At 29.8% G+C, this 24599-nt stretch carries 24 protein-coding genes and 2 tRNA genes; 17 read left to right on the top strand and 9 right to left on the bottom strand.

The features are described 5' to 3' along the window. Window positions 1-78: 78 nt before the first annotated feature. Window positions 79-1413, top strand: a complete 1335-nt coding sequence (locus tag ACI389_RS00515) for an MATE family efflux transporter (RefSeq protein WP_439779608.1) — start codon at window positions 79-81, stop codon at window positions 1411-1413. On the opposite strand, the gene ACI389_RS00510 is transcribed toward ACI389_RS00515, so the two are convergent. The 5 genes from ACI389_RS00510 to ACI389_RS00490 all read right to left on the bottom strand — a co-directional run bounded on the left by ACI389_RS00510 (window position 1410) and on the right by ACI389_RS00490 (window position 6510). Further along, window positions 1410-2024, bottom strand: a complete 615-nt coding sequence (locus tag ACI389_RS00510; RefSeq protein WP_439779607.1) for an ABC transporter ATP-binding protein — start codon at window positions 2022-2024, stop codon at window positions 1410-1412. The genes ACI389_RS00515 and ACI389_RS00510 overlap by 4 nt on opposite strands. Beyond that, window positions 2014-2973, bottom strand: coding sequence for an oligopeptide/dipeptide ABC transporter ATP-binding protein (locus ACI389_RS00505; RefSeq protein WP_439779606.1), 960 nt, complete (start codon window positions 2971-2973; stop codon window positions 2014-2016). Before ACI389_RS00505 ends, ACI389_RS00510 begins: the two co-directional genes overlap by 11 nt. A gap of 9 nt (window positions 2974-2982) precedes the next feature. After that, window positions 2983-3840: an ABC transporter permease gene (locus ACI389_RS00500; RefSeq protein ID WP_439779605.1), complete on the bottom strand. Its 858-nt coding sequence runs from the start codon at window positions 3838-3840 to the stop codon at window positions 2983-2985. After that, window positions 3833-4825, bottom strand: a complete 993-nt coding sequence (locus tag ACI389_RS00495; protein WP_439779604.1) for an ABC transporter permease — start codon at window positions 4823-4825, stop codon at window positions 3833-3835. Before ACI389_RS00495 ends, ACI389_RS00500 begins: the two co-directional genes overlap by 8 nt. A gap of 65 nt (window positions 4826-4890) precedes the next feature. Further along, on the bottom strand, window positions 4891-6510 hold the full coding sequence (locus ACI389_RS00490; RefSeq protein WP_439779603.1) for an ABC transporter substrate-binding protein: 1620 nt from the start codon (window positions 6508-6510) through the stop codon (window positions 4891-4893). A gap of 403 nt (window positions 6511-6913) precedes the next feature. Between ACI389_RS00490 and ACI389_RS00485 the strand changes: the two genes are divergently transcribed. From ACI389_RS00485 to ACI389_RS00465, 5 genes are all read left to right on the top strand, one after another. Beyond that, on the top strand, window positions 6914-7474 hold the full coding sequence (locus tag ACI389_RS00485; RefSeq protein WP_439779602.1) for a GNAT family N-acetyltransferase: 561 nt from the start codon (window positions 6914-6916) through the stop codon (window positions 7472-7474). Between the two features lie 62 nt (window positions 7475-7536). Next, window positions 7537-8406 (top strand): tRNA pseudouridine(38-40) synthase TruA, encoded by an 870-nt coding sequence (gene truA, locus ACI389_RS00480; RefSeq protein ID WP_439779601.1) that lies wholly within the window; start codon window positions 7537-7539, stop codon window positions 8404-8406. A gap of 92 nt (window positions 8407-8498) precedes the next feature. Further along, a complete protein-coding gene (gene wecB / locus ACI389_RS00475) occupies window positions 8499-9821 on the top strand; it encodes a non-hydrolyzing UDP-N-acetylglucosamine 2-epimerase (RefSeq protein WP_439779600.1) in 1323 nt (440 codons plus the stop codon). Continuing rightward, window positions 9805-10893, top strand: a complete 1089-nt coding sequence (locus ACI389_RS00470; protein WP_439779599.1) for an ATP-grasp domain-containing protein — start codon at window positions 9805-9807, stop codon at window positions 10891-10893. The genes wecB and ACI389_RS00470 overlap by 17 nt, the downstream gene beginning before the upstream one ends. Before the next feature lies 1 nt (window position 10894). Continuing rightward, window positions 10895-11917, top strand: coding sequence for a hydantoinase/oxoprolinase family protein (locus ACI389_RS00465; protein WP_439779598.1), 1023 nt, complete (start codon window positions 10895-10897; stop codon window positions 11915-11917). Between the two features lie 30 nt (window positions 11918-11947). Here the strand turns inward: ACI389_RS00465 and ACI389_RS00460 are convergent, their stop codons facing one another. Then, window positions 11948-12514 (bottom strand): CDP-2,3-bis-(O-geranylgeranyl)-sn-glycerol synthase, encoded by a 567-nt coding sequence (locus tag ACI389_RS00460; RefSeq protein WP_439779597.1) that lies wholly within the window; start codon window positions 12512-12514, stop codon window positions 11948-11950. 134 nt (window positions 12515-12648) lie between these two features. On the opposite strand from ACI389_RS00460, the gene tes reads away from it, so the two are divergent. The 7 genes from tes to ACI389_RS00425 all read left to right on the top strand — a co-directional run bounded on the left by tes (window position 12649) and on the right by ACI389_RS00425 (window position 17368). Then, complete coding sequence (tes, locus tag ACI389_RS00455) at window positions 12649-14157, top strand: tetraether lipid synthase Tes (protein ID WP_439779596.1); 1509 nt, start codon at window positions 12649-12651, stop codon at window positions 14155-14157. Between the two features lie 89 nt (window positions 14158-14246). Next, on the top strand, window positions 14247-14732 hold the full coding sequence (hacB, locus tag ACI389_RS00450) for a homoaconitase small subunit (protein WP_439779595.1): 486 nt from the start codon (window positions 14247-14249) through the stop codon (window positions 14730-14732). Window positions 14733-14744: 12 nt separating this feature from the next. Next, window positions 14745-15374, top strand: a complete 630-nt coding sequence (locus ACI389_RS00445; RefSeq protein ID WP_439779594.1) for an HVO_0476 family zinc finger protein — start codon at window positions 14745-14747, stop codon at window positions 15372-15374. 12 nt (window positions 15375-15386) lie between these two features. Next, window positions 15387-16661, top strand: a complete 1275-nt coding sequence (locus ACI389_RS00440; RefSeq protein WP_439779593.1) for a tRNA (N(6)-L-threonylcarbamoyladenosine(37)-C(2))-methylthiotransferase — start codon at window positions 15387-15389, stop codon at window positions 16659-16661. A gap of 202 nt (window positions 16662-16863) precedes the next feature. Then, the gene (locus ACI389_RS00435) at window positions 16864-17064 is read left to right on the top strand and encodes a histone family protein (protein WP_042691314.1); all 201 of its coding nucleotides are present in this window, start codon (window positions 16864-16866) and stop codon (window positions 17062-17064) included. Window positions 17065-17220: 156 nt separating this feature from the next. Continuing rightward, window positions 17221-17292: transfer RNA gene (locus tag ACI389_RS00430), tRNA-Val, on the top strand. Between the two features lie 3 nt (window positions 17293-17295). Then, a tRNA-Phe gene (locus ACI389_RS00425) sits at window positions 17296-17368 on the top strand. Between the two features lie 119 nt (window positions 17369-17487). Here ACI389_RS00425 and deoC read toward each other — a convergent pair. Both deoC and ACI389_RS00415 read right to left on the bottom strand, forming a co-directional pair. Then, complete coding sequence (gene deoC, locus ACI389_RS00420; protein ID WP_439779592.1) at window positions 17488-18210, bottom strand: deoxyribose-phosphate aldolase; 723 nt, start codon at window positions 18208-18210, stop codon at window positions 17488-17490. Window positions 18211-18263: 53 nt separating this feature from the next. Beyond that, window positions 18264-19928, bottom strand: a complete 1665-nt coding sequence (locus tag ACI389_RS00415; protein ID WP_439779591.1) for a tRNA uridine(34) 5-carboxymethylaminomethyl modification radical SAM/GNAT enzyme Elp3 — start codon at window positions 19926-19928, stop codon at window positions 18264-18266. A 92-nt stretch (window positions 19929-20020) separates the two neighbouring features. Between ACI389_RS00415 and ACI389_RS00410 the strand changes: the two genes are divergently transcribed. Both ACI389_RS00410 and ACI389_RS00405 read left to right on the top strand, forming a co-directional pair. Next, the gene (locus ACI389_RS00410; protein WP_439779590.1) at window positions 20021-20302 is read left to right on the top strand and encodes a PRC-barrel domain-containing protein; all 282 of its coding nucleotides are present in this window, start codon (window positions 20021-20023) and stop codon (window positions 20300-20302) included. A 16-nt stretch (window positions 20303-20318) separates the two neighbouring features. Further along, window positions 20319-20612 (top strand): DUF2098 domain-containing protein, encoded by a 294-nt coding sequence (locus ACI389_RS00405; RefSeq protein WP_439779589.1) that lies wholly within the window; start codon window positions 20319-20321, stop codon window positions 20610-20612. A gap of 10 nt (window positions 20613-20622) precedes the next feature. Here ACI389_RS00405 and ACI389_RS00400 read toward each other — a convergent pair whose 3' ends face one another. Then, window positions 20623-22701: a DEAD/DEAH box helicase gene (locus ACI389_RS00400; RefSeq protein ID WP_439779726.1), complete on the bottom strand. Its 2079-nt coding sequence runs from the start codon at window positions 22699-22701 to the stop codon at window positions 20623-20625. A gap of 125 nt (window positions 22702-22826) precedes the next feature. Between ACI389_RS00400 and ACI389_RS00395 the strand changes: the two genes are divergently transcribed. Together ACI389_RS00395 and cbiD are read left to right on the top strand one after the other, a co-directional pair. Further along, window positions 22827-23090 (top strand): thioredoxin family protein, encoded by a 264-nt coding sequence (locus tag ACI389_RS00395; RefSeq protein ID WP_439779588.1) that lies wholly within the window; start codon window positions 22827-22829, stop codon window positions 23088-23090. 35 nt (window positions 23091-23125) lie between these two features. Next, window positions 23126-24211 carry a cobalt-precorrin-5B (C(1))-methyltransferase CbiD gene (cbiD, locus tag ACI389_RS00390; RefSeq protein ID WP_439779587.1) on the top strand — a complete coding sequence of 362 codons (1086 nt, stop codon included), beginning with the start codon at window positions 23126-23128 and terminating at the stop codon, window positions 24209-24211. Window positions 24212-24599: the final 388 nt, after the last annotated feature.

Genomic DNA, 24599 nt, shown 5'->3' with positions numbered 1-24599 from the left:
TTAAGATTAATTTTATATTTGAATAAATTTTAATAGTAATACATGTTCAGTAATGATTTTTCAAATAGTGTGGATTTGATGATTGATAGTCCTAAAAGAGCATTAATCAAAATGTCAATACCTTTGATTATTTCATTACTCATTACTAGTTTTTACAACTTAATTGATGCTGCTTGGGTATCTGGTCTTGGTGCTGATGCATTAGCTGGTGTTGGATTTTTTACACCAATATTCATGATTTTAGTTGGTTTTGGAAATGGATTGGGTTCAGGTGTAGCATTTGCTATATCAAAATATCTTGGTGAAAACGATAAGCAAAAAGCAGATAATGCATCTATCCATTCAATATTTATTGATATTATTGTGTCGTTAATTGTAACTTTTGTATTACTTGCTTTATTAAATCTAATATTAAATGTAATGGGTGCAGGCCAAACTATCGGCTATGCTACTGATTATGGTATGATTATCATTTCAGGTTCTATATTTGTAATACTTTCAAATGCATTATATGGTATTTCAAGAGGTGAAGGAGATACTATTCGTCCAATGTATGCTATGATTGCATCAGCTATTCTAAACATGATTTTAGATCCTATTTTTATTTATACTTTGGATTTAGGTGTTAGAGGAGCTGCCATTGCAACTATTATCTCATCAATATTCGTAATTTTAATTTTATTGTATTGGTTTTACATTAAAGGAGATACTTATTTAAAACCTAATTTAAGTAATTTTGATTTTAAGAAAGAAATTTCAATAGATATAATAAAAGTAGGTTTTCCTGCAAGTATTCAACTTTTAAATAATGCATTTTTTGCAGCAGTATTCTCAGCACTTTTGACATTTGTTGGATCAACTGATTCGGTTGCAGTTTATTCAACAGGATGGAGAATAGTTACCATTGGAACCACTCCTCTTTTAGCTATTGGAACAGCTTTAATTAGTGTGGTTGCAGCTAATTATGGTGCAAGAAATTATAAAAATATCAAGATTGCTCATAGATTTGCAATGAAGGTTTCAATTGTCATTGCGTTTATTGTAGCTATTTTAACAAATGTATTTGCAGGGGATATTGCATCTATGTTTGCTTCTTCTGGAAGCAGTGTAAGAATTGCATCTGAACTTACAAGTTTTCTTTCATGGATTGTAATTTATTATCCAACAATGGCAGTGGGTGTATCTTCAACATATATCTTCCAAGGTCTTGGAAAAGGGATTACTGCAATGTTTCAAACAATTATTAGAGAAACAGGTTTTACAATATTTTTTGCAGTATTATTTGGTGTTATATTAGATTATGGTGTATGGGGAGCTTGGATGGGTATTGTTTTAGGTGAAATAGTTTCAAATAATCTTACTATGCTTTGGGCAGATTATCTTATTAAAAAATTAATAAAGATTAATGGTTAAACACCATTAATATCTTTTAAGTATATAATCTCATCACATATGGTTTCTACTAATGGTTTGTCGTGACTCACGATTAGCATTCCCATGTTTCTTTTTTTCACGATTTCAATAACTGATGTTAATATTTGTACTTGTGTTATTGCATCGAGCATTGTGGTCATTTCATCAGCTATTATAAATTGTGTTTTTGGGTTTAGTGTTCTTAGTACTGAGAATCTTTGTAGTTCTCCTCCTGATAGTTCTTGGGGGAATCTTGTTAACCAGGATTTTTGAATTCCGAATTCTTCTAAGAGTTCATCATCTGGCATCCAAGATTCTTTAAGGACATTTATCATTTTCCATTTTGGATTCATTACTTTTTCAGGGTGTTGAAATACTAATTGTACAGGGCAAAATTCTTTTTTAGGTAATTCCGTGCCATTTAATGTGACTTCACCTTCGAAGTTTTGGACATATCTTGAGAGGATTTTACATAATGTTGACTTTCCACTTCCACTGTCTCCGACTAGTGCTGTGATTTTTGTGTTGTCAAGAGATATGTTTACATCTTTTAGTATGTATTTGTCTGTGGATGGGTATTTAAATGAAATGTTCTTTCCTTTAATTTCCATCTTCTAAACCTCCTTCGTATTTGAAGCATCTGACTTTTTTGTTTCCAAGATCGATTAATTCCGGTCTTTTTTCTTTACATATTTCCATTCGCATTTCACATCTGTCGTAGTATGGGCATCCTTGAAGTGTTTCTCCATGTAATGGTTGGTGTCCTTTGGTTAAATTAAATCCATTAGCAGGTAATGCTTTGTATAATGCTTTTGTATAGGGGTGTAAGAGATTTTCTCCATTTCCTGAAAAGTCTTTGTTTTCTGCAATTTCAATTACGTATCCTGAGTAAAATATTCCAATTCTATCAGCTATTTCTAATGCTGCATGAATATCATGTGTGATTAATAATATTCCTATATTTTCTTCTTTCATGTTTTTGAAGTGGTTTAAGGTTTCTTTGACTATTTTTTCATCTAGTCCCGGTGTTGGTTCGTCTGCTACCACTAGTTTTGGATTAGATAGTAATGCTGTTGATATTAGTACTCTTCTTGCCATTCCTCCGGAAAGTTGGAATGGATACATGCCATCTACTTCTGGACCTAGATTATAATGTTCGAAGATTTCTCTTTGTTTTTGTTTTTTTTCTTTTTTTTCTTCTGCATTTTCTGTATAACCTATTGCTTGTTCTGATATTTTCATTAATGGATCTAGAAAGTTCACAGATTGGGGAATGAGTGTTATATCTTTTCCACATATTTCTTCTTTATCTTTTTGGGTTAGTTCTTTTCCTTTGTATTTGATTTTTCCATTTAGTTTTGCATTTTCAGGTAATATCCCAAATATTGCGTGAGCAAGTAAACTTTTTCCTGATCCACTTGATCCTAATACTGCAAGTATTTCTCCTTCAGATACATCTAGAGTTAAATCGGTGATAACTTTTAAATCGCGCTGATTTAATCCTTGAGTATATTGGATGAATGAAATTGAAACATTTTCTACATCTAATAATTTTTCCATCAAATCACCTTATTCGTTTGCACTTGTTGGGTCAAGTATCTTTTTAATGTTTTCTCCAGCAATATCAAATAATAATACTAAGATTAATAATGATAATCCTGGGAATAATGCTAACCACCAGTTACCTGTTGCAAGATATTTCATGGATTCAGATAATATAATACCAATTGCAGGTTCATGAGGGGATAATCCGAAACCTAAGAAAGTTACGCTAGCTTCGTGCATAATTGCATGTGGGAAAATTAAAATAGTTCCAACAATGATTTGAGTAATTACTAAAGGTAATATGTGTTTTCTTGCAATCCATGATTTGGATCTTCCAAAGTTTTCAGACAATTTGACATAATCTGAAGTTTTAATTTGTTTAATTTCTGCTCTTAATACTCTTGCAAGGCTTGTCCAGTGAGTTACTGCTACTCCTATTGTAACTCCAAATGCTCCACCACCAAGACTAATTGAAATTAAAATAATCAATAAAATATGAGGGATGGATAGGAATAAATCGATTAACCATGACATTAATGAGTCTAAGTGTTTATTTAAACTACTTAAAAATGACATCCCAATTGCAATTAGGCTACTCAATATTGATGCTCCAGCACCAATTTGAACACTTAATCCAAGCCCTTTTAGTGTACGGGTAAACATATCTCTACCCATCCAATCTGTTCCAAATAAATGTTCTAATGATGGGGGATTATTTATAACACTGAAGTTAGTTGTAATATCACTTGAATTGATAAAAAAACTTGATATGACAACAATTAATAAAATAAACACTGTTAATCCGATAGTTAATAATGTTTTTGTTCTTAAATTCATTTTTGAAAGTGGATTTAAACTATTATTTTTTGTTCTATTAACCATCTTCTTCACCTTCTTTAATTCTTGGGTCAACGAAATTATATATTATATCTGCTATTAAATTACCGCAATATACGAATATTGCACTAAATATCACAATTCCTAGTAATAATGGTACATCACTCCTAAGACCTGCAGAAACTGCTGCTTGTCCTATTCCAGGATATGTAAAAATTTGTTCTACGAGTACTGCACCTCCAAATAATTCTGAAAATCCTAAAAATTGTAATGTAATTGCTGGGAGTAGAATATTTCTTATACCATGTCTTTTTATCAATTGCCAACCGTTTTCACCTCTTGCTTTTGCAAACAAGAAATAATCACTATTCATTACTTCAATTAGTTTATCTCTTGTAAATAATGCGATTGATGCAACACCAACAATACTTAATGTTACCATTGGTAATATCAGTCTGTTTAACCAGTCCCAAATGGATACGTTTTCGCTTAATGTTCCAATTGGAACTCCTAATCCTGTTGGGAACCATCCAAGGTAAACACTAAATATCATAAGAATAATTAAAGCAATCCAAAATGTTGGTGCTGATTGTAATATGTAACAGTAAACTTTTATTGCTTTGTCTATTATTGTGTCTTTTTTAAAACCAGCTATAATTCCTAAAATAAATCCTAAAATTCCTGAAAATATCCATGAACTTAACATTAATACGAGTGATGCAGTAAACCTTTCTTTAATAACATCAATCACTGGCATTCTAAATATTAATGATGTTCCAAAATCACCATGAAGAATATTTCCAAACCAATTTATCATTTTACTTGTAATTGGTTCATTTACACCCCAATAACTTTCTAAAATAGCTACTTGTTCTTGTGATACGACCATGTTGCTAATATAAGATTTAATAGGATTTATTGGAGATATGTCGATTAAAATAAAACTTAATAATATAACAAAAATGAGTAAAATTATAAATCTAATAGATTTTTTTCCTAAAAATTTGAGTAGTTTTTCATATTTTACCATATAGAATAACTCCTAAAAAAAGTAAGGAATGAGTTAAAATTTAATTTAACTCATTATTTTTTTATTTATTTTTCAATTGAAGAAACACGTGACCAATCATAGATGTTTCCGAAGATATCTCCACCGTGTGGTTGTAATAATGCTGTATCATTGGATATATCTAAACTTTCATCTACAAAGTATCCATATTTGATTTCTCCAACCCATAACCATGCTGCTTCACCTTTAGGTGAAATACCGGTTTTTCCATCCCAGGATACATCGGACCATTCTGAATATGAAGAGTTACGATCAGATTTCATAGCATTATCAATATGTTTATCTATAGCACTATTGTTGATAAGTGCAGGGTTATTATATCCAATAGTTGCTTGGTCACTGTAATATTCAGACCACATTGTTGATGGATCAGTTGAACCGAATCCCCATACGATTGGGTCAGTGTTTTTAACTTTATCCATTTCGTCCCAGTTTGAACCAGTTGCATTAACTTCAATACCGAATTTTTTAGCTTCTTCAGCAATACTTACTGCAATAGCTTGTCTTTCTGGTGCATTTGATGAATAATATATATTTATAGATGCTTTTTGACCATCTTTTTCTACTATTCCATCACCATCTGTATCTTTCCATCCACCTTTATTTAAGATGTCTTTAGCTTTATCAATATCACCATCTTCGATTGCAGATTCATTATTTGCCCATGGTAGTAAATGAGCGATTCCATCATAGTTTGGTACACCTACACCATTTAATGCTCCTTCACATATTGCGGTTCTATTAATACCATAGTTTAAAGCGTCTCTTATTGATTTGTCAGCAGTAATGTTGTTACCCATTGGAGTTCCATCTTCACTTAATTCACCAGTATTGTTCTGTACTGGTAGTGAAATACCTCTTACATCAATTGTATCCATGAGATACATTTTGTATCCATCTACAGTTTCATTTGCATAGGTTAGTGGTACTGCAGCTACATCTAGCTCTTTATTTTTAGCAGCATTGAGTGCAGCTTCATTTTGTTCGAATAATATTGTTAATTTATCGAATTTTACCTCTTTTCCATAATAATTTGGGTTTTTCTCTAAGATTACTTGTTGACCTTTGTCCCATTGTACAAATTTAAATGGTCCTGATCCAATTGGATTTGAGCCGTAAGTCTCATTATTGTATGAATCGGATGGTACAATACCAATGTATGCGAACTTATCTACAAAAGTGGAATCTGGTCTGTTTAATTCAAATTTAATAGTATGTTTATCTACTGCAGTTGCATTGTCCATACTACTTAAGTCTAAACTTGCTCCACTTTTTTTAGCTTCATTGTATGTGAATGCTACATCTTCTGCATCTAAAGTGGTGTTATCTGTGAATTTAACATCATCTCTGATTTTTACTGTATATTCTGTAAAATCATTATTAGCTTCCCAACTTGTAGCTAAATCGTTTTCATATTCCATTCCTCTTGTCATTTTTAACAATGTGGATTGGATTAATGGTTCTGAGTAATAGTTCCATCCAAGTATTGGGTCAAAACCTGATTCAGGTTCTCCACCATGACTGTATGCAGCTACTACAAGTTCATTGTCTGCTCGTTCTGTGGAAGATCCTCCCATTAGAATGGATCCACCAATAATTGCGATTATAATAACTACTATTATTCCAATAATGTATTTTTGTTCCATTATTATTCATTCTCCAATTATTTAATATTGATTGTAATTGTCATACTTTTTTATTATATTATAATAAAAAAATAATAACAATTATGTATATATTATTAATTTAAATCTATTTAAATATTATTATGTAATTTTAAAAAAGTATTACTATTTTGTATTGTATTTTTATAGTGGTTATTAATGTAATTGAAGAATTATTGTGTTTTTCAAAAATTGGTTTTTGATGGGTATTCTTAAATGAAAAAATAATTTTGTATTTCAAATTAACTCATATTGGTTTGAAATGATAATATTTAAATACTATTTTTTACTTTATAAATATTAAATTATTCAAAAATTATAAAAAAGTATTACTTATTAAATAAATTAGTTATAATTTGTAATACTTTTTTTAAGGGGCATTACTATGGATGTTATAATAAAAGAATTAAGTAAAGATTCAAAAGAAATTGCTAATGTTCAAGAATTTTTATTTAAAATGATTAAATTGGAATTGGGATATGATTATGTTCCTGAATGGCATCAAGACATTATGAAACTTGAAAAATATTATATTAATCCAGAAAGAAATAATTTTTTTGTAGCATATACTAAAAATGGTGAAATTATAGCTACTATTGGTATTAGAGCATATGATAAAGATTTTCCAGAATTTAGGCATTTATACTTTGGAGATACTACTTCAAGTATTTGGAGATTGTTTGTAGATAAACAATATAGACGTTGTGGTTTGGCTTCTCAGATGTTTAGTGTAGTGGAAAATTTTGCTAAAGCATCAAATTATGATAATATATATTTACATACTCACAAAACATTGAATGGTGCAATTAAATTTTGGACGAAAATGGGTTTTGTTATTACATGGGATGTTAATAATGAGTTAGAAACTGTCCATATGGATAAAAAGATTCGAGGATTAAATATCGTGGATAATAAGGCAGATTATAAATTTGCAGTAGAATTGTGATTTTTTGAATTTTTAAATTTTTTTCTTAAACTTTATTTTATATTGTGTTTAATATTATTATAATGAAAAGAACAGCACTCAAAATTGGATATATTGGAACTAATTTTCATGGTTTTCAAAGACAACCAGATTTAAGGACAGTTGAAGAAGAATTAATTTACCATTTACGTAAGCTTAATTATATTGATGATTTAAAAAAATCTAGATTTAGAATTGCTGGAAGGACTGATGCTGGAGTACATAGTTTAGGTAATGTAATCAGTTTTCAATCGGAAAAAGATGTTAGAGTAAATGAAATTAATAATTCTCTACCTGATGATATTCAAATTATTGCAAGTGCTCCTGTAAGATATGCATTCAAGCCAAGATACGCTCAAATGAGGCAATATAGATATATTTTATTCCAAGATTTGGATGTTGATAAATTAAAAGAATGTGCTGAAGTATTTAAGGGAACTCATAACTTTACTAATTTTACAAAAAGATTCCAAAAGACTACTACAAGGACTATTGAGGATATTAAAATCACAAAAGTTGATTTAAGTGATTATCATAAAAAAGAATTTCCAAATCTTCATGATACTGTATCTCCTATTTTTGTTGATATTTATGGAGAATCATTTTTATGGAATATGGTAAGAAAAATGATGAGGGTTTTTGTAGATGTAGCTATTGGTAAAATGGATTTGGAGGAAGTCGAAAGATTATTAAATCCTAATGAGAATGAACCCAGGGCTCATATTAAAGTTATGGAAGCAGAATACCTAATTTTAATGGATATTCAGTATGATGGAATTAAATTTAAATATGATGATTATGCATGTGAGAGATTTAAGCGTAATTTAGTTGATTCTTTATCTGATTTGCAAAAAAGATATGCAATTAGAGAATCTATGATAAAAAGCCTAAATGATTTGCATAGATGGGAATAAAAACAAAATGATAAATTATTGAGTATAATTTCCCTAGTATCTACTAAAAATTAAAAAGAATTTTTAATGATTAATTATATAAATATAATATTATGAAAATAGCTACTATTTTAGGGACTAGACCCGAAATTATTAAGATGGCTCCTATTATTGATGAGATTTCTAGAAGAGATATTGATCAGATTGTTTTGCATACTGGCCAACATTATGATGAGGAAATGTCTGATGCATTCTTTAAGGATTTAGATATTAGGACTCCTGACTATAATATTCATGTGGGTTCTGGAACTCATGGAAAACAGACTGGTTTGATGATGAAAGGTATTGAAGAAATTCTTCTTGAGGAAAAACCAGATATTGTTTTAGTTCAAGGAGATACTAATGCAGTTTTAGCAGCTGCGATGGTTGCGTCCAAATTGCATATTGCAATAGGTCATGTTGAAGCTGGACTTAGATCTTTTGATATGACAATGCCTGAAGAAGTAAACCGTAGAGTTGCTGATGTATGTTCTGCAATGTATTTTATACCAACTATAGATTCAGCTATTAATCTTTTAGCTGAAGGGTATTCAAGAAAAAATTTAATTATAACTGGAAATACAGTTGTTGATGCTTGTTTTAGACATTTAGATATTGCAAAAAAAAGAGGTATTGAAGAAGAATCTCTTAAAAAACTTAATATTGATAAAATGGACAATATTTTAACTTTTACAATGCATCGGGCTGAAAATGTTGATGTTAAAGAAAGAGTTATGGGTATTATTGAAGCATTAAAAGAATTGGATGACATGAATATTGTTTTCCCGATTCATCCAAGAACCAAAAACATGCTGGAAAAATTTGATTTATTTGATGAATTGAATAATTTGAGTCATGTTCATATTATAAAACCGTTAGGTTATCTTGATTTCCTACAGTTAACTTCTGCTTCAACATTAATCTTAACTGATTCTGGAGGTCTTCAAGAAGAAGCAATAACATTAAATGTTCCAGCTTTAACATTAAGATACAATACTGAAAGACCTGAAACTGTAACTGCTGGCGGGAATATACTTGTAGGTTCTGATAAGGAAGCTATTGTGAATAATGCTCGCAAAATCATTGATGATGCTAAATTTGCAGATAAAATGAAAAATGCAATTAATCCTTATGGGCAAGGTGATTCTGCAAAATTGACTGTAGATGCAATTGAGGATTATTATACTCGCGGATTATTAAATATTGTTGCTCCTGAAGATATAATGACATCATTTACAAGAAAGATGAAAAATATAGATGAAGATGTTTCTGTTGATGAATTTGAAAGAAAAGAGAATGCACTTGTTCATATGGTTTTTGATGGAGAAAATATGTTATTTCCAACAGATGAATTAAATTTAAATGGGATGCTGATTAGTTATGACAAAAGAAAATGAATCTATTTTAGTATTTGAATATTTTACTGCTTCTGGTGAAAAAGATAAATGTATTATTTCGGAAGCTGAAGCATTAATATTTTCACTTTTAGAAGATTTAAAAGAATTTGATGTTAATTTACTTATTAATGAATCTTACAAAGACATTATAAAAAATTATGAAAATGTTAATCCAATCTTAATTAATCAGGATGTTGTTTCATGGCTTAGTGAGAATGTAAATCAATTTAGTAGAGCTATTTTCATTGCAGCAGAAAATAATAATAATCTTTACAATATTACTAAAATTTTAGAGGAAAATAATGTGAAGATATATAATTCTTCATCTGAGGCTTGTTTAAAATCATCTGATAAATATGAAACTTATGAAGCATTGCCTAATACAATTCCTCAGCCAAGGTCATTTAGATTTAAAATAGATCCAAAAGGATATTGGAAAAGAGCAATTGAAAATTTACATGAGAAATGGCAAGCTGAAGATCCATTAACTCCATTAAAATTAATAATAAAACCATTAATTGGTGTAGATTGTGAAGATATTGTGGTTATAGAAAAAATTGAAGATTTAACTTTGGATTTGGACAAAATTTTCACTCCAGGGTCTCGTGTTCTTGTTCAAGAGTATATTGAGGGAATTGATATTAGTGTTAGTTTAATTTCAGATGGTAAAAATGCTATTCCAATAAGTTTAAATGAACAATATGTTGAGTTGAAAGATGATAAAGGAATTTATCTTGGTGGTAAATTACCATTTGAAACTGAGTTGAAAGATGAGGCATTAAATATTGCAACTAAAGCAGTTGAAGCTATAGATGGAATTAAAGGTTTTGTTGGTGTTGATTTAAAAATTAATGCGGATGAAAAAGACATTTATTCAGTTTATTTGCTTGAGATTAACTCAAGATTCACAACTCCTTATGTAGGATTAAGTAAAATTGCTAATTTTAACATAGGTAAAACAATCATTGATTTAGTTGATGGTAATATAAAAATTGATGATTTGGATATTTCTTTAGATGGTGAAATTGAATTTAAAAAATCTGGAGATTCATTAGAAGTTAGGAGAGTATAATATGAAGGTAGCAGGATTTGATATTGGTGGTGCAAACACTGATTTAGCGATTATTGATTTTGATGGTGAGGAAATTGTAAATATTGAGGTTGATTTTGCTTATCTTCCAATGTGGAGTAATAATGATGATTTATCTCATGTTCTAATTGAATTGATTGAAAAAATCTGTCCAATTTCTGAAATTGATGCTGTAGGTATTTCAATGACAGCAGAACTTGTTGATGCATATGATACTAAAAAAGATGGAGTTTTGGATGTGGTTAGAAAATGTGAAGAAACATTTGATTGTCCAATAGCATATGTTGGACTCGATGGAATGTTATCAAAAGAGGAAATTATGGAAACTCCACTTAAAGCAGCTGCTGCCAATTGGATTGCAACTGCTCAAATTGCAACATTGATTTCTAATAATTGTATTTTCATTGATACTGGAAGTACTACAACTGATATTATACCAATTAAGGATGGTAAAGAATGCGCAATTGGTAAATCTGACTTTGATAGATCAGCTACAGGTGAGTTAGTATATACTGGTACTTTAAGAACCAATTTAGCAAGTTTCCTTGATAAAATTGAATTAAATGGGAAAGAATATCGTGTAGCTAGTGAATTGTTTGCACAGACTGCTGATGTATATATGGTTTTAGATTTGATAACTCAGGAGGATTATGTTTGTGATACTTTTGATGGTGAAGGTAAATCAAAAATGGACTGTGCAAAAAGAATAACTCGTGTAGTTTGTGCTGATTTGGAAATGTTGACTATGGATGAAGTTGTTGAGATGTCTAAGTTCATTCACCAAAAGCAAGTTGAACAAATCGCTGATGGATTAAAACAAGTAGTTGAAACTCAAAATTTAGACTTAATTGTTACAACAGGTCTTGGAAAAGATATTCTAGATAAAAAAGCAGCAGAACTATTGGGATTGGAAGTTAAATCTATGGGTGATATTTTAACAGATGAGGAATGTGTTGTTGCACCTGCTGTTGGAACTTCTGTAATGATGAATAAATATTTAAGGTAAAATATTTACCTTTTAATCTCTTTTTTTTAATTAGTACCAAACATCTTTTAGATTTAGTAAATAAGCACAAGTGTTAGCTATTAGATGTATAATTAATGTTAATAGGATGGATAAAATAATAAATAGTAAATCCATTTTCACGACAAATGAAACTAAAATTAATGCAACTATTAGGAAATCTAATTGATCTAATATAGGTGCGGATTTTCCACGATCAATTCCAAGTCTTCTTTTTAAGAAACTACCCATTGCATCACCTAAAAGAGCTCCAAAACCAAGTAAAAATCCTATTAATATTCCGTTTGTTGTGTTGGTTATTATTGGAGTTATTATATATCCGCCATATGTTGGAATAATGTATGGTGCGGCAAATCCTTGAATTAGTCCTGTTAGAGATCCAATAATGGTTCCTGCAATTAATCCTCTCCAAGTTACTCCATCTCCAATCCAGCGAATGCCTTTTTTGTCAGTTTTTCTAAAATCAACTGGAAGTCCACCACCAAATATTAATCCTGCACTGTTTGAAAGATATGCAGGGAGTATGAAGTATAGTGTAGTGACACATGAAATAAGTAGTATTTGAATATTAATAGTCATCTTATTTATCTCCATCTATATTTTTTGTAAAACTACTATATATTAATTAAGTTTAAATAATACTATAATTTAAATATAATAATATTATAACATTTTAGTTTAATAGCTGAAAAATTATTATTGAGGGTGATTTTTTGAAAATTAAAAGTACTAAGAGTTTATGCCCTGAGTGTGGCAAACCAATTGATGCAGAGGTTTATGATGAAAATAATAAAATTTTCATAAAAAAAACTTGTGATGAGCATGGTGAATTTATTAACACTTATTGGGGCGATGATAAGTTATATAATAGAGCAGATAACTATGTTCCATCAATAGCTTCTGTTGAAAATCCTTGTGTTGAAGATTTTGCTAGTTGTCCTAGTAATTGTGGATTATGTTCAAAACATGAAACTTCAACTGTTTTAGGTTTAATTGATGTAACTAATAGGTGTAATTTAAGATGTCCGATTTGTTTTGCTAATGCGGCAGTTGCAGGATATTTATATGAACCTACTCAAGATGAAATTAGACAAATGCTTAAAAACTTAAGAAATTTAAAACCAAATCCAACTCCAGCTATACAATATTCAGGTGGGGAACCAACTGTAAGAAAAGATATTGTTGAACTTGTTGAAATGGCTAAAGAGGAAGGTTTCACTCATGTTCAAATAGCTACTAATGGTATTAGATTAGCTAAAAGAGAAGATTTAGCTGGTGACTTAAAAGCAGCTGGATTAAACACAGTTTATCTTGCTTTTGATGGTGTAACTCCTGAACCTTATATTTACAACAGAGGTAAAGATTTACTTCCATTTAAATTAGAAGCTATTGAAAACTGTAGAAAAGCAGGTTTAGGTGTTGTGCTTGTACCTACTTTAATTAAAGGTGTTAATGATGATCAAATAGGAGAAATAATTAAGTTTGCATTTGACAATAATGATATTATTTATGGAGTTAATTTCCAACCAGTTTCATTTTCTGGAAGGACACCTACTGATCAAGTTGAATCCCAAAGGATCACAATTCCAGACTTTGTTAAAACCATTGAGGAACAGACCAAAGGTCAAGTTAAAACAACTGACTTTTATCCTCCATCAGCTGTTGAACCAATTGCAAGATTCATTTCTGCTCTTGATGGAGAAGAAAGACCGTCAGTTACCTTAAATTGTCACCAACATTGTGGTGTAGGTACTTATGTATTCAGAGAAAAAACTGAGGGTAGTGGAAGAGATAATTTAATACCAATTACAAACTTTATTGATGTTGATGATTTATTTGTGAAATTAGATGAATACGCAGATAAACTTATTGAAGGTAAATTTGGTGCTCGTAAGAAAGTTTTAGCTGGTGTTACTAAAAATCTCCCAAAATTAGTACATACTAGTAAAACTCCAAAACATTTAGACATTAAAAAGATTTTATTTGATGTATTTGCTAAAAGGTCTTATGATGCATTAGGAGACTTTTCTAAAGATGCGATGCTTATTTCATGTATGCACTTTATGGATCCATTTAATTTTGATGAAGACAGAGTTAAAAAATGTGTTATTCATTATGCAATTCCGGATGGTAGGATAATTCCATTTTGTACTATGAATTCAATGTATCGTGAAAGTGTTGAGCAAAAATTTGCAAAACCTTTAAAACAGAAAAAAGAATAGTTTAATTTTAAATCACCTTATTTATCTTGTATTTGGGTGGAATCCCAAATACTCATTTTTTTAATTCAATTTTTTTTATTGTGATATTTATGGATATTATTAAAGGAAAAACATGGACTTTTGGAGAGAATATTGATACTGATGTAATAATCCCTGGAAGATATTTAAGAACATTTAATCCTCAAGATTTAGCAGATCATGTTTTAGAAGGTGAACGACCAGATTTCACGAAAAATGTTCAAAAAGGGGATGTTATTGTTGCTGATGAAAACTTTGGTTGTGGATCTTCAAGAGAACAAGCACCTGTAGCCATTAAGACAGCAGGTGTTAGCGCGATTATAGCAAAATCTTTTGCAAGGATATTTTATAGAAATGCAATTAACATAGGATTACCTGTTATTGTTAGTGATATTGAAGCTAATGATGGGGATGTAATAAGTATTGATTTATCTGAGGGTAAATTAGTTAATGAAACTACAGGGGATAGCAAAACTTTTGAACCATTTAAAGAGTTCATGTTAAGTATATTGGAAGATGGTGGTTTGGTTAACCATTATCTAAATGAATCTGATTAAGGAGGTATAAAAATGGAATGTCCGATTTGTGGTTCTGATGATATTGAAATTTTAAACGCAAAACAAAAATCCTCTAAGAAAAAACTCATGGAAGAATATTTATTAAAATGTGAAGATTGTGGTCATGTTTTTAGAGATATTCTTTCTGCAAAAAAACCCAAACCGTATAGATTAATTATTTCTGCACAAGATAAATCTCATAAAACTACTATTGATTTATCACCAAGTGATGAATTGAAAAGTGGAGATGTCTTAATTTCTGATTTAGGTCAGGTTGAAGTGACTAGTATTGAAGTTAAAGATAAAAGAGTAAACAAAGCAAAAATTGAAGATATTAATACTATATGGGCAGCATCTACTGAAATCCCAGCACGTATAGGTTTTTCAGTAGATCTACATGGTGAAGTTGATTCCTATAAATTAGATTTGGATAGAAATTTTGAAATAGCTCCTGGTGATGTTGTTAAAATTGACAAACACATTGTAAAAGTTCATGTTATCAAGACTAAAGATAGAAAATTAACTTCTGGTTTTGCAAAAGCAGGAGTAATAAAAAGGGTTTATTCAAAACCAGTTAAATTCAATAATTTTGATTATGATTTAACTAAAGACATATTTAAGAAAACTAAAAAATCTTCCTAGAGTGAAAATAAAATGAAAGTATATATTGAATCTTATGGTTGTACATTCAATAAAGCAGATGGACAAATTATAGCAGGTAATTTACAGGAAAATGATATAGATATTGTGGATTCCATAGATGAAGCTGATGTTATCATTGTAAATACATGTTATGTTAAGTTACCTACTGAAAATAAAGTTACTTATAGAATTCAAAAGCTCCAAAAGGATTTTCCTGATAAAAAGATCATTGTTGGTGGATGTATGGTTGAGATTGATCCTGAAAAATTAGGGAATATTGCACCTAGTACTTCATGGATTGGACCGCATCAATTAAATAAGTCTGCAAGTGTTGTTGAAGCTACTTATTGTGGTGAGGTAGTTCGTGAATCAGGATTTTCAAAAGAGTCTAAAGTGAATGTTTCTAAAATAGTGGATGATAGTTTAATTCATATTATTCAAATATGTGAAGGTTGTTTGGGAGCATGTACATTTTGTTGTACTCGATTTGCTCGTGGACCTTTAAATAGTTATCCAATTGCAGATATTAAGGAAGAAGCAAGAAAAGCTATTGAGAATGGGGCTTGTGAAATTCAGCTCACTGCTCAGGATACTGCTGCATTTGGTCGGGACAGTGGTGAAAAGCTATCTGATTTAATCAAAGAGATAGCTAATTTAGATGGAGATTTTCGTATTCGTGTTGGAATGATGCACCCTAAAAATATTTTAGATGATGTTGATGAAATTATAGATGCTATAAAACATCCAAAGGTATATAATTTCATTCATTTACCTATTCAAAGTGGAAGTGATAAGGTTTTATCTGACATGAGAAGAGGTCATACTATCAATCAGTATCTTGATATTGTCTCAAAATTCAAAAAGGAAATTCCTGATTTGACTTTAGCAGTGGATATTATCGTTGGTTATCCAACTGAAACTGATGATGATTTTAATTTAACTGTTGAGTTACTTAAAAAGATAAAACCAAGTTTGATTCATTTGTCTAAATATCAACATAGGAAAGGTGCAATATCTTCTAATCTTACTGAAGTTCCTCATGAAGTCATGAAGAAAAGATCAAAATTTTTAGCTGATATTAAGTCAGAAATAACTGAAGAAGAAAATAAATGTTTAGTTAATTCTCATCAAAGGGTTTTTGTTATCGAAAAAGGTTCTAAAGGTGGTTTTATTGCAAAAACTGATTCTTATATTCCAGTAATTGTGGACAATGTTAGTTTAGGAACTTTTGTGGATGTAAAAATAACTGAAGCAACAGCCACTTATCTTAAAAGTGAATTATTGTAATATTCTTTTATTTTTTTTATTTATCTTATTTTTTTATATTAGTCTTACTTTTTTCCTTAGTTTTTTTATAATGCTTTTAATTTTTTCTTAAATTTAAAAGTATATTCTAATAGGTGATAAGTTATAATATAAACGAAAAATAGGCATTTTTCCGATACCTTTATATACTATTGTGTACTACCATTTAATTGGAGGTGTAATTATGAGTGAATTACCAATCGCACCAGTCGGTCGTATCTTAAAAAATGCTGGCGCACAAAGAATTAGTGATGATGCAAAAATTGCATTAGCTGAAGCATTAGAAGAAAAAGGTGACGAAATCGCACAAAAAGCTGTTAATTTCGCACGCCATGCTGGTAGAAAAACTGTAAAAGCTGAAGATATCAAATTAGCAATCAAATAGATTTTCTAATTAGTTATTTTTAAAAAAGCTTTTAATAATAAAATCTATTGGCCACTTCTTGGTCAATTTTTTTTATTTTTAAAATTTTTACTGCTTGTTCTACTCAACAAAGAAAACTTTATATATGAGTTTTTATAAATTATAGTATGTTGTGTAGGACCGGTGGTCTAGGGGTATGATTCCTCTTTGACGTGGAGGAGATCACGAGTTCGAATCTCGTTCGGTCCATATGCCATGGTAGTTCAGATGGGAGAACGCTAGACTGAAGATCTAGATGTCGCTGGTTCAAGTCCGGCCCATGGCATTACTTTTAACTATTTTTATTAACTTTTTCAAAATATATAGTTATTTTTTTATATGTAAAATAAGTTTTTTTTTTAATGTTTTTATTTTAGATTAAAAATGGTGATGGTTTTTTTTAATCTATAAAGTGATAGGTTTTGGTTTTACTTGAGTATTTTCTCGTAAATCTTTATATCTTTTGACAATTTCGTAGCCTTGATCACTTCCAATAATATCTGCTCCTCCAGTTAATATTTGATTAGCGAATTTATAATTGTCAATTCCGCCATATATCTCAATTTTAATTGTTGGAGCATATTTTTGGATAATGTTAATGTCATTAACTTTCTCAAAAATGTGACTAGGAGATACAAAACCAGTAGCTGTTTTTACATAATCTGCACCACTTTTTTCTGCTAATTTTGCAGCATTAGCTTTTTGATAGTCTTCTAATACTTTTGTTTCAATAATTACTTTTAAGACTTTATCTCCGATTATCTCTTTTATTTGTTTTAGTTCATTTTCAAGTAATTCGTATTTTTCATCTTTTAGGTAACTTAAATTAAGAACTACTTCAAATTCATCGACACCTTTGTTAAGTAAAGATTTAGTTGTTGCTACTTTGCTTTCAGTGTCTTCAAAGCCTAGTGGGAATCCAATAACACTTCCGACTTTTATGTTGGTGTCTTTTAATATGTTTTTTGCTAATGTAACATATGTAGGGGAAACAACAACAGAATTAACATTGATTTCTTTTGCTTTTTCGAGAAATTCAATCATTTCCTTTTCACTAATCATGTTATTTAAATTAGTGTAGTTAATTAAGTTTGCTAATTCTTTTGAGTTTTTTATATTGTATGCCATTTTATCACCATTTAATTAGTTTGTATTTATACGAACATTATATTTAAATGTTTTTATATGATTTTTTTCACCATGTATGGTCCAAATTTTTCATAACCAAATTTACGATAATAGTTTCTAGTTCCAATTCCACTTATTATGGCTATTTTTTCTTTATTATTGTCAATAGCTAAATTTTCAGCTTCTTTAAGAAGTCTTTCTCCAAATCCAGTATGTTGACCTATTTGAGGATTTTTATTTCCTATTTTAATCATATTTCCATAAACATGCAATTCTCTTACAAGTGCAGTTTTATCGGTAATTTCTTTTCTGAAATGATCTTTTGATGGGAAACGTAATCTTAAAAATCCAGCAATACTTTCTTCATTAACATCTTCAATAGACAAGAAGTTTTCAACTCCTCCGCATGCACTGTAACTTTCGTTAAATAGTTCAAATTCATCTAAACTATACTGTTTTGATGTTTTTTTATGACCAATTTCACGACAGCGTATGCATTTGCAATTAATGTGTTCTTCATCTAATTTATTATAAACGAGCTCTCCAAGATTTGATTTTTTAACACCTGCTTCAATTAATGTTGAAGGGATATCACGTTGAATCCTCATTGTTCTAACCCATTTTGGAAGAATCTTTTTAATTTTGACAATTAGTTCAACAGCTTCTTCGTCAGTATATGGAGCATAATTTCCTTCAGCCCATGAATCATATAATTCACTTCCTTTTGTAACTAGACAAGGATAAATCTTTAACATGTCTGGTTTTAAATTATCATCATTAAATAATTGTTTAAACATTTTCAAATCTTGTTTTTCATCTGAAAATAAACCAGGCATCATGTGCATTGCTACCTTTATTGCAGAATCTCTTAAAAGTTGATTTGCTTCAATAACATCAAAGAGTTTATGACCTCTTTTTATTTTTTCATATAATTCATCGGATAATGTTTGAACACCAAGTTCAACTCTTGTCACTCCAAAATCAAGCATTCTATTGATATGATCTTTTTTACAATAATCTGGGCGTGTTTCAAAGGTCATTCCCACACATCTTACTTTTGAATTTTCATTAGCTTTTTGAATATCGTTGATTAAGACGTAATCATTAGGAGGATATGTTTTAATAATGCCTTTTTCAAATGATCTTATTTCATCAAAATCTAAATTATATTCATAATTTGTTGGTTTATTTTCAAGTATTAAACCAAAATCAGTCATTGCTTTTAGGCATTGTGATACAAACCATTCTTGATAGCATAAATCTCTTGAAGGAAATGTTCCACCCATAATAATTAGTTCAACTTTGTCAATGGGGTGTCCAATTTTTTTGAGTTGTTTTAATCTATTGAAACATTGAATGTATGGGTGAAATTCATACATTCTTCCTCTAAGTGCAGCTGGTTCTTCACCAGTATAGCTTGGAGGTGCTATATCACTTTCTGGACAATAAAAACATCTTCCATGAGGGCATTTGTGTGGATGACACATTACAGCAACAATTGCAACTCCAGACATAGTTCTAGTTGGTTTTTTCTTTAATATTCCAGAAACAAATTCCTTTTCTTCTGGCTTTGCAAATTCTAATATGTCTGCATTGCTCATAAATCTGGATAATTTTAAATCACGGCAAAGCTGTCTTTTTTCAACTTCAAGATCACGTCTTGTAGATATTTTGCCATTAAGAATATCATTAATTATAATTCGACATGCTTTTTCCATTATTTCTAACCTCAATTATTAATAGTTAATTTTATTTATGGTTTTATTTAAATATTTAATTAAAGTATCATGAAATTTTTTAGGTGGTTATTATGCAAATTAAAGAATTTTTAGGATCTATTGTTTTAGATAAAAACGCATATGAATTAGGGAAAGTAAGTAATGTTGAATTTGACCCAGTCACTGGTAAAATTGATGAAGTTACTTTGACTTTACAAAAAAATATCTTTTCTAAAGACGAACTTGTAATTAGTTTTGATGATATAGCTACTATTGGTGCTTATGTTATTTTAAACAAAGAAATTCCTAAAGAAACTGAAGTTGAAGAAGCTGAAGATGGATCTGTTGAAGTAGAAATAGAAGAAAAAGAATAAACGTGAGGTTTTTTTAATGGTTTTTGATGCAAGGGCTATAGAAATTCCTTTGAATTCTCATGTTAGATATGTTGATACTGGCACTATAGGTGAAGTTGTTGATGCAAGAACAACTAATGGTATTGATTGGGTTAAACTGGATAAAACTGGTTTATGGTATGAATCAAATCGTGTTGAATTGTTAGAGGAGAAGGATATCAAAAAAGGTTCTTGGGGCAATAAGGATCTTGACATTGAAAATCTAAAAGAAAATACAATGAATTTCGAAGAACTTGAATTATCTTCTGATTCTTGTAATGGTGGAGGTTAACTCCACACTTTTAATTTTTTACAAATAATCTTATTTTTTCAGCTAGTTTTGGTCCGATGCCTTCAATTTTTTGTAATTCATTTTCAGAAACATTACTTAAATCATTTCCAAATATTTTTACAAGATTTCTAGCTCTTTTTCTTCCGAGTCTTTTAACTCCAACAACTAATGGGATAAGGTCCTGTTTAATTCCGTAGTAGAGTCTAGCAGACAATATATCATATTCTTTTAAGTTGGAATAATCTCCTGAGATTTGAGATACTTCTTTTGCAAATTTTATGAGACGTGATGCTTCATAAGCTGATCTTCTTGTTGATGCTGAGTATACATTATATTTATTTTCTATTTCGTATTCGCTTTTTTCATCAATCCATTCAATTAATGAAACAGTTGTTGCTTCAGAGATTCCAATGTCCATAGCAAACAATCCACATTCAGATAATTTGTCTTTAACTGGATCTTTTGATTTTCTTCCTTTAAATGGAATTAAGGGTAAATCGGGTGTTTGAGATAGTGCATAGATAAATTCCTCACTATTAATTTCATTAATATTTGATACATATTCTTTAATTTTAACAGCTGTTTCTACTGTATAATTAGATTTAGCGATTAAGTAACCGAAATCAGTAGTCTTAAGTCCTTCAGGTGTAGCTCTAATAATTTCATTTTGAAGCAAGAATTCTAATGCATTTTCAAGTTCATATTGTATAGTGTATTCTGCAAAAGTAGACATTGAGGGGTTATTGTTCATTTGGTAACCATAAAGAGTTTTTCCAAAGAAATCAACTAAATCATCTAAAGTTTTAGAAAGAGAAGAAGCAATTTGAGCAATTATCTGTTTATAAATTGCATCTTTATTATCCACTAATTTTGAATTTGTTTTTTCAATTTCTCCTTCAACATAATATTCTTCTAGGTTTTGAGCTTCATCCATTGTTTTTGCAATAAGATAAGAGTAACCTACATCATCATATTGTGGTCTACCTGCTCTTCCAGACATTTGTTCATAGTCAAAAACAGGTATTGGTTGTGGTCCATTACTTGTCCAGCGAGTATGGTCTCTAATTACAACTGTTTTTGAAGGTAAATTAACACCATACATTAAACTTGGTGTTGCAGTAATCATTAGAATATTCCCATTTCTAAATTCATCTTCAATGATTTCTTTTTGTTCATTAAAAAGACCAGCATGATGGAATACGACTCCTAATTCAGCTGCTTCAGCTAATTTTAAACAAGTACTTGTTGGAAGTGATCCTTTTTTCTTCGGAACATCCAATAGCTTTTCAGCAACTTCTTTAAATTTTAATCTTTGTTCTTTATTGATTTTTTTATTAATTTTCTTAGCAACATAAGTAGCTAAACTTTCTGTGAATCTTCTTGTAGAAACAAAAGCTAATGCTTGAGAGTTATCTTTCATTGCTTTTTCAACAATTTTAACAATAACATCATTTTTATTTTTTGTATTAAACATCTCTGCATCTAATACTTCTTTGTGTAATGGTACTGGTCTATAATCATGTTCCACGCAAGTTCCGTCAAGCCAACCTTCGATTTCTTCAATATTTCTTAAAGTGGCGGAAAGAGCAATAATCCTAATGTTGGGGTTTATAATTTTTGCTCTTGTAATTGCTGATTCAAGGGTAGGACCTCTTGAATATTCCCCAATCATGTGGAACTCATCAATAATTAATGTATCTACTTCTCGAAGTACATTCCAGGAAAATCTTGTAAGAGCATCAAAAGACTCAAAAACCATAACTGATAAATCTGCGCTAGAAGGGTGTTTTCCTACATTAATGCCATGTTTTTCAAATGCCTTGAACTCTTTTACTTTTTCATTTTGGATGGAAAGGAGTGGTGCAGCATAAACTGCTTTTCCACCATTTAATATAGTTTTTAAAGCAGGCAAAACTCCTAAAATAGTTTTTCCACTTGCAGTAGGTATTGAGATTATGTAATTGGAATTATTTTCAAGATATCCGGATTCAATCACTGCTTTTTGAGCAGGATTAAAATCTTTAATGTAGGGATATGCACTATTGATTATTTTTTTAATATCAGTATCTAAATTTTCCATTTTAATCAGTTATTTTTATTTTTTTTATTTATATTAAACATTTGCAGAGAGCATTAGAAATCTATTATAAATAAGTAACAATTATATATTACTAATTATTAAAATAGTTACAAAATAATATAGGAGATATTTTAATGGTAATTAAAGTAGAAGTATTTTCAACCAATTCTTGTCCACATTGTCCAGCAGCAATCGATGCTGCTCAAAAAGCAAAAAGTAAATTAGGAGATGCAATTGATGTAGAGTCTGTTAAAATTGATGAAAGCCCAGAGAACAGACAAAGAGCTATTGATTATCAAATCATGGCAGTACCAACTATTGTGATTGATGGTGAGATTGCTTTTATTGGTGCACCTGCTGAAACTGAACTCATTGAAAAATTAGAATCTATGTTATAGATTCACTCTTTTTTTATTCTTTTTTTTTAATTAAAATGACAAATGATAATTTTATTGGTGTAACAACCGGTACTATAGCAACTGCATGTTCTCTTGCTGCATTGAATGCAATTTTAAATGCTCAGGATATTGATTGTGTTAAAGTTGAAACTCCAAAAAAAGTATTGGATATTCTGATTGATGAATGTAAATCTATTTCTTGCAATGAAGCCTATGCTATTGCTCATAAAAATCCGTATAATGATCCGGATGTTACTGTAAATCTGGATATTGTTTCCACAGTTGAATTGTTGGATAGGAATGGAGAAGAATACAATGTTATGATAACTGGAGGAGAAGGTGTTGGTATAATTACAAAACCGGGTCTTCAAATTCCTGTTGGGGATTATGCGATAAATCCGATTCCTCGTCGTATGATTATTAAGAATTTGTCACATAAAATTCCTGAAGGAAAATTAGCAAAAGTAACTATTTCTATTCCTGATGGTAAAAAAATAGCTAAAAAAACTATGAATCCTAAATTAGGTATTGTAGATGGAATTTCAGTTCTTGGGACTACTGGGATAGCAAGGTCAATGTCTAGTAAGGCTTATAAAGATTCAATTGTTAAGCAAATTGATGTTGCAATTGCTTCTAATATTGAGGATTTAGTTTTTGTTCCAGGTAATATTGGAGAGAAATTAGCATTAAAGAAATTGGATATTGCAGAGGAGCAAATTATTCAAACTGGTAATTTTGTTGGGTTCATGTTTGATGAAGCAGTTAAAAGAGGGATTACTAAATTCACTTATTTTGGCCATATTGGTAAATTAATTAAAGTTGCTGGTGGTATTTTTGACACTAAACATGCTGTTGCAGATGGTAGGCGTGAAATAATGGTCACTCATGCAGCATTATGTGGTGTTGATACTGTTAATCTCCAAAGATTATTTGATTCAAAAACAACTGATGATATGATGTCTATTTTAAATGAGCTTGGAGTTTCAGTTGATGTTTCAAATAGTATTGCATCTGCAATTCATGACAGATGTATGCAACGTTTTAATTTGGATTTGAATGTCATATTGGTTGATATGGAAGGTAATTATTTAAACAGTAACATGGAAATTATCACTGAATAATTATCTAATTTAACTGTTATTCTCCAGTATATTTTTGTCAAATCCTTTTATTTAATGTTGTTATTAGACATGATTCATCCTTTTGGCATATTTTTACAATATTTTGTTAATTAAATCAAACTGAATATGTAACTGTGTTTTTAATGAAGTTAAAGTTGCATTAACTTGAAGTTCATTAAAAATTAATTTATTTTTAAAGTTAATATTTACATCAAATACTTTCTAAAAGTAAGGAACAAAATCTTTTGGGATATTGCTAGGAGAAATATTTCAAAATTAATTATAAATTTATGGCTTATTCTATAATTGATTGGTCAAAGGGAATATATAAAAATAGTTTTAAACATAAATTAATATCAATATAGATATTTTTTTTATAGGATGTGGA

The sequence above is a fragment of the Methanobrevibacter sp. genome, assembly GCF_051877095.1.
Taxonomy (GTDB): Archaea; Methanobacteriota; Methanobacteria; order Methanobacteriales; family Methanobacteriaceae; genus Methanocatella.
This window is presented reverse-complemented; position numbering and strand designations above follow the sequence as displayed.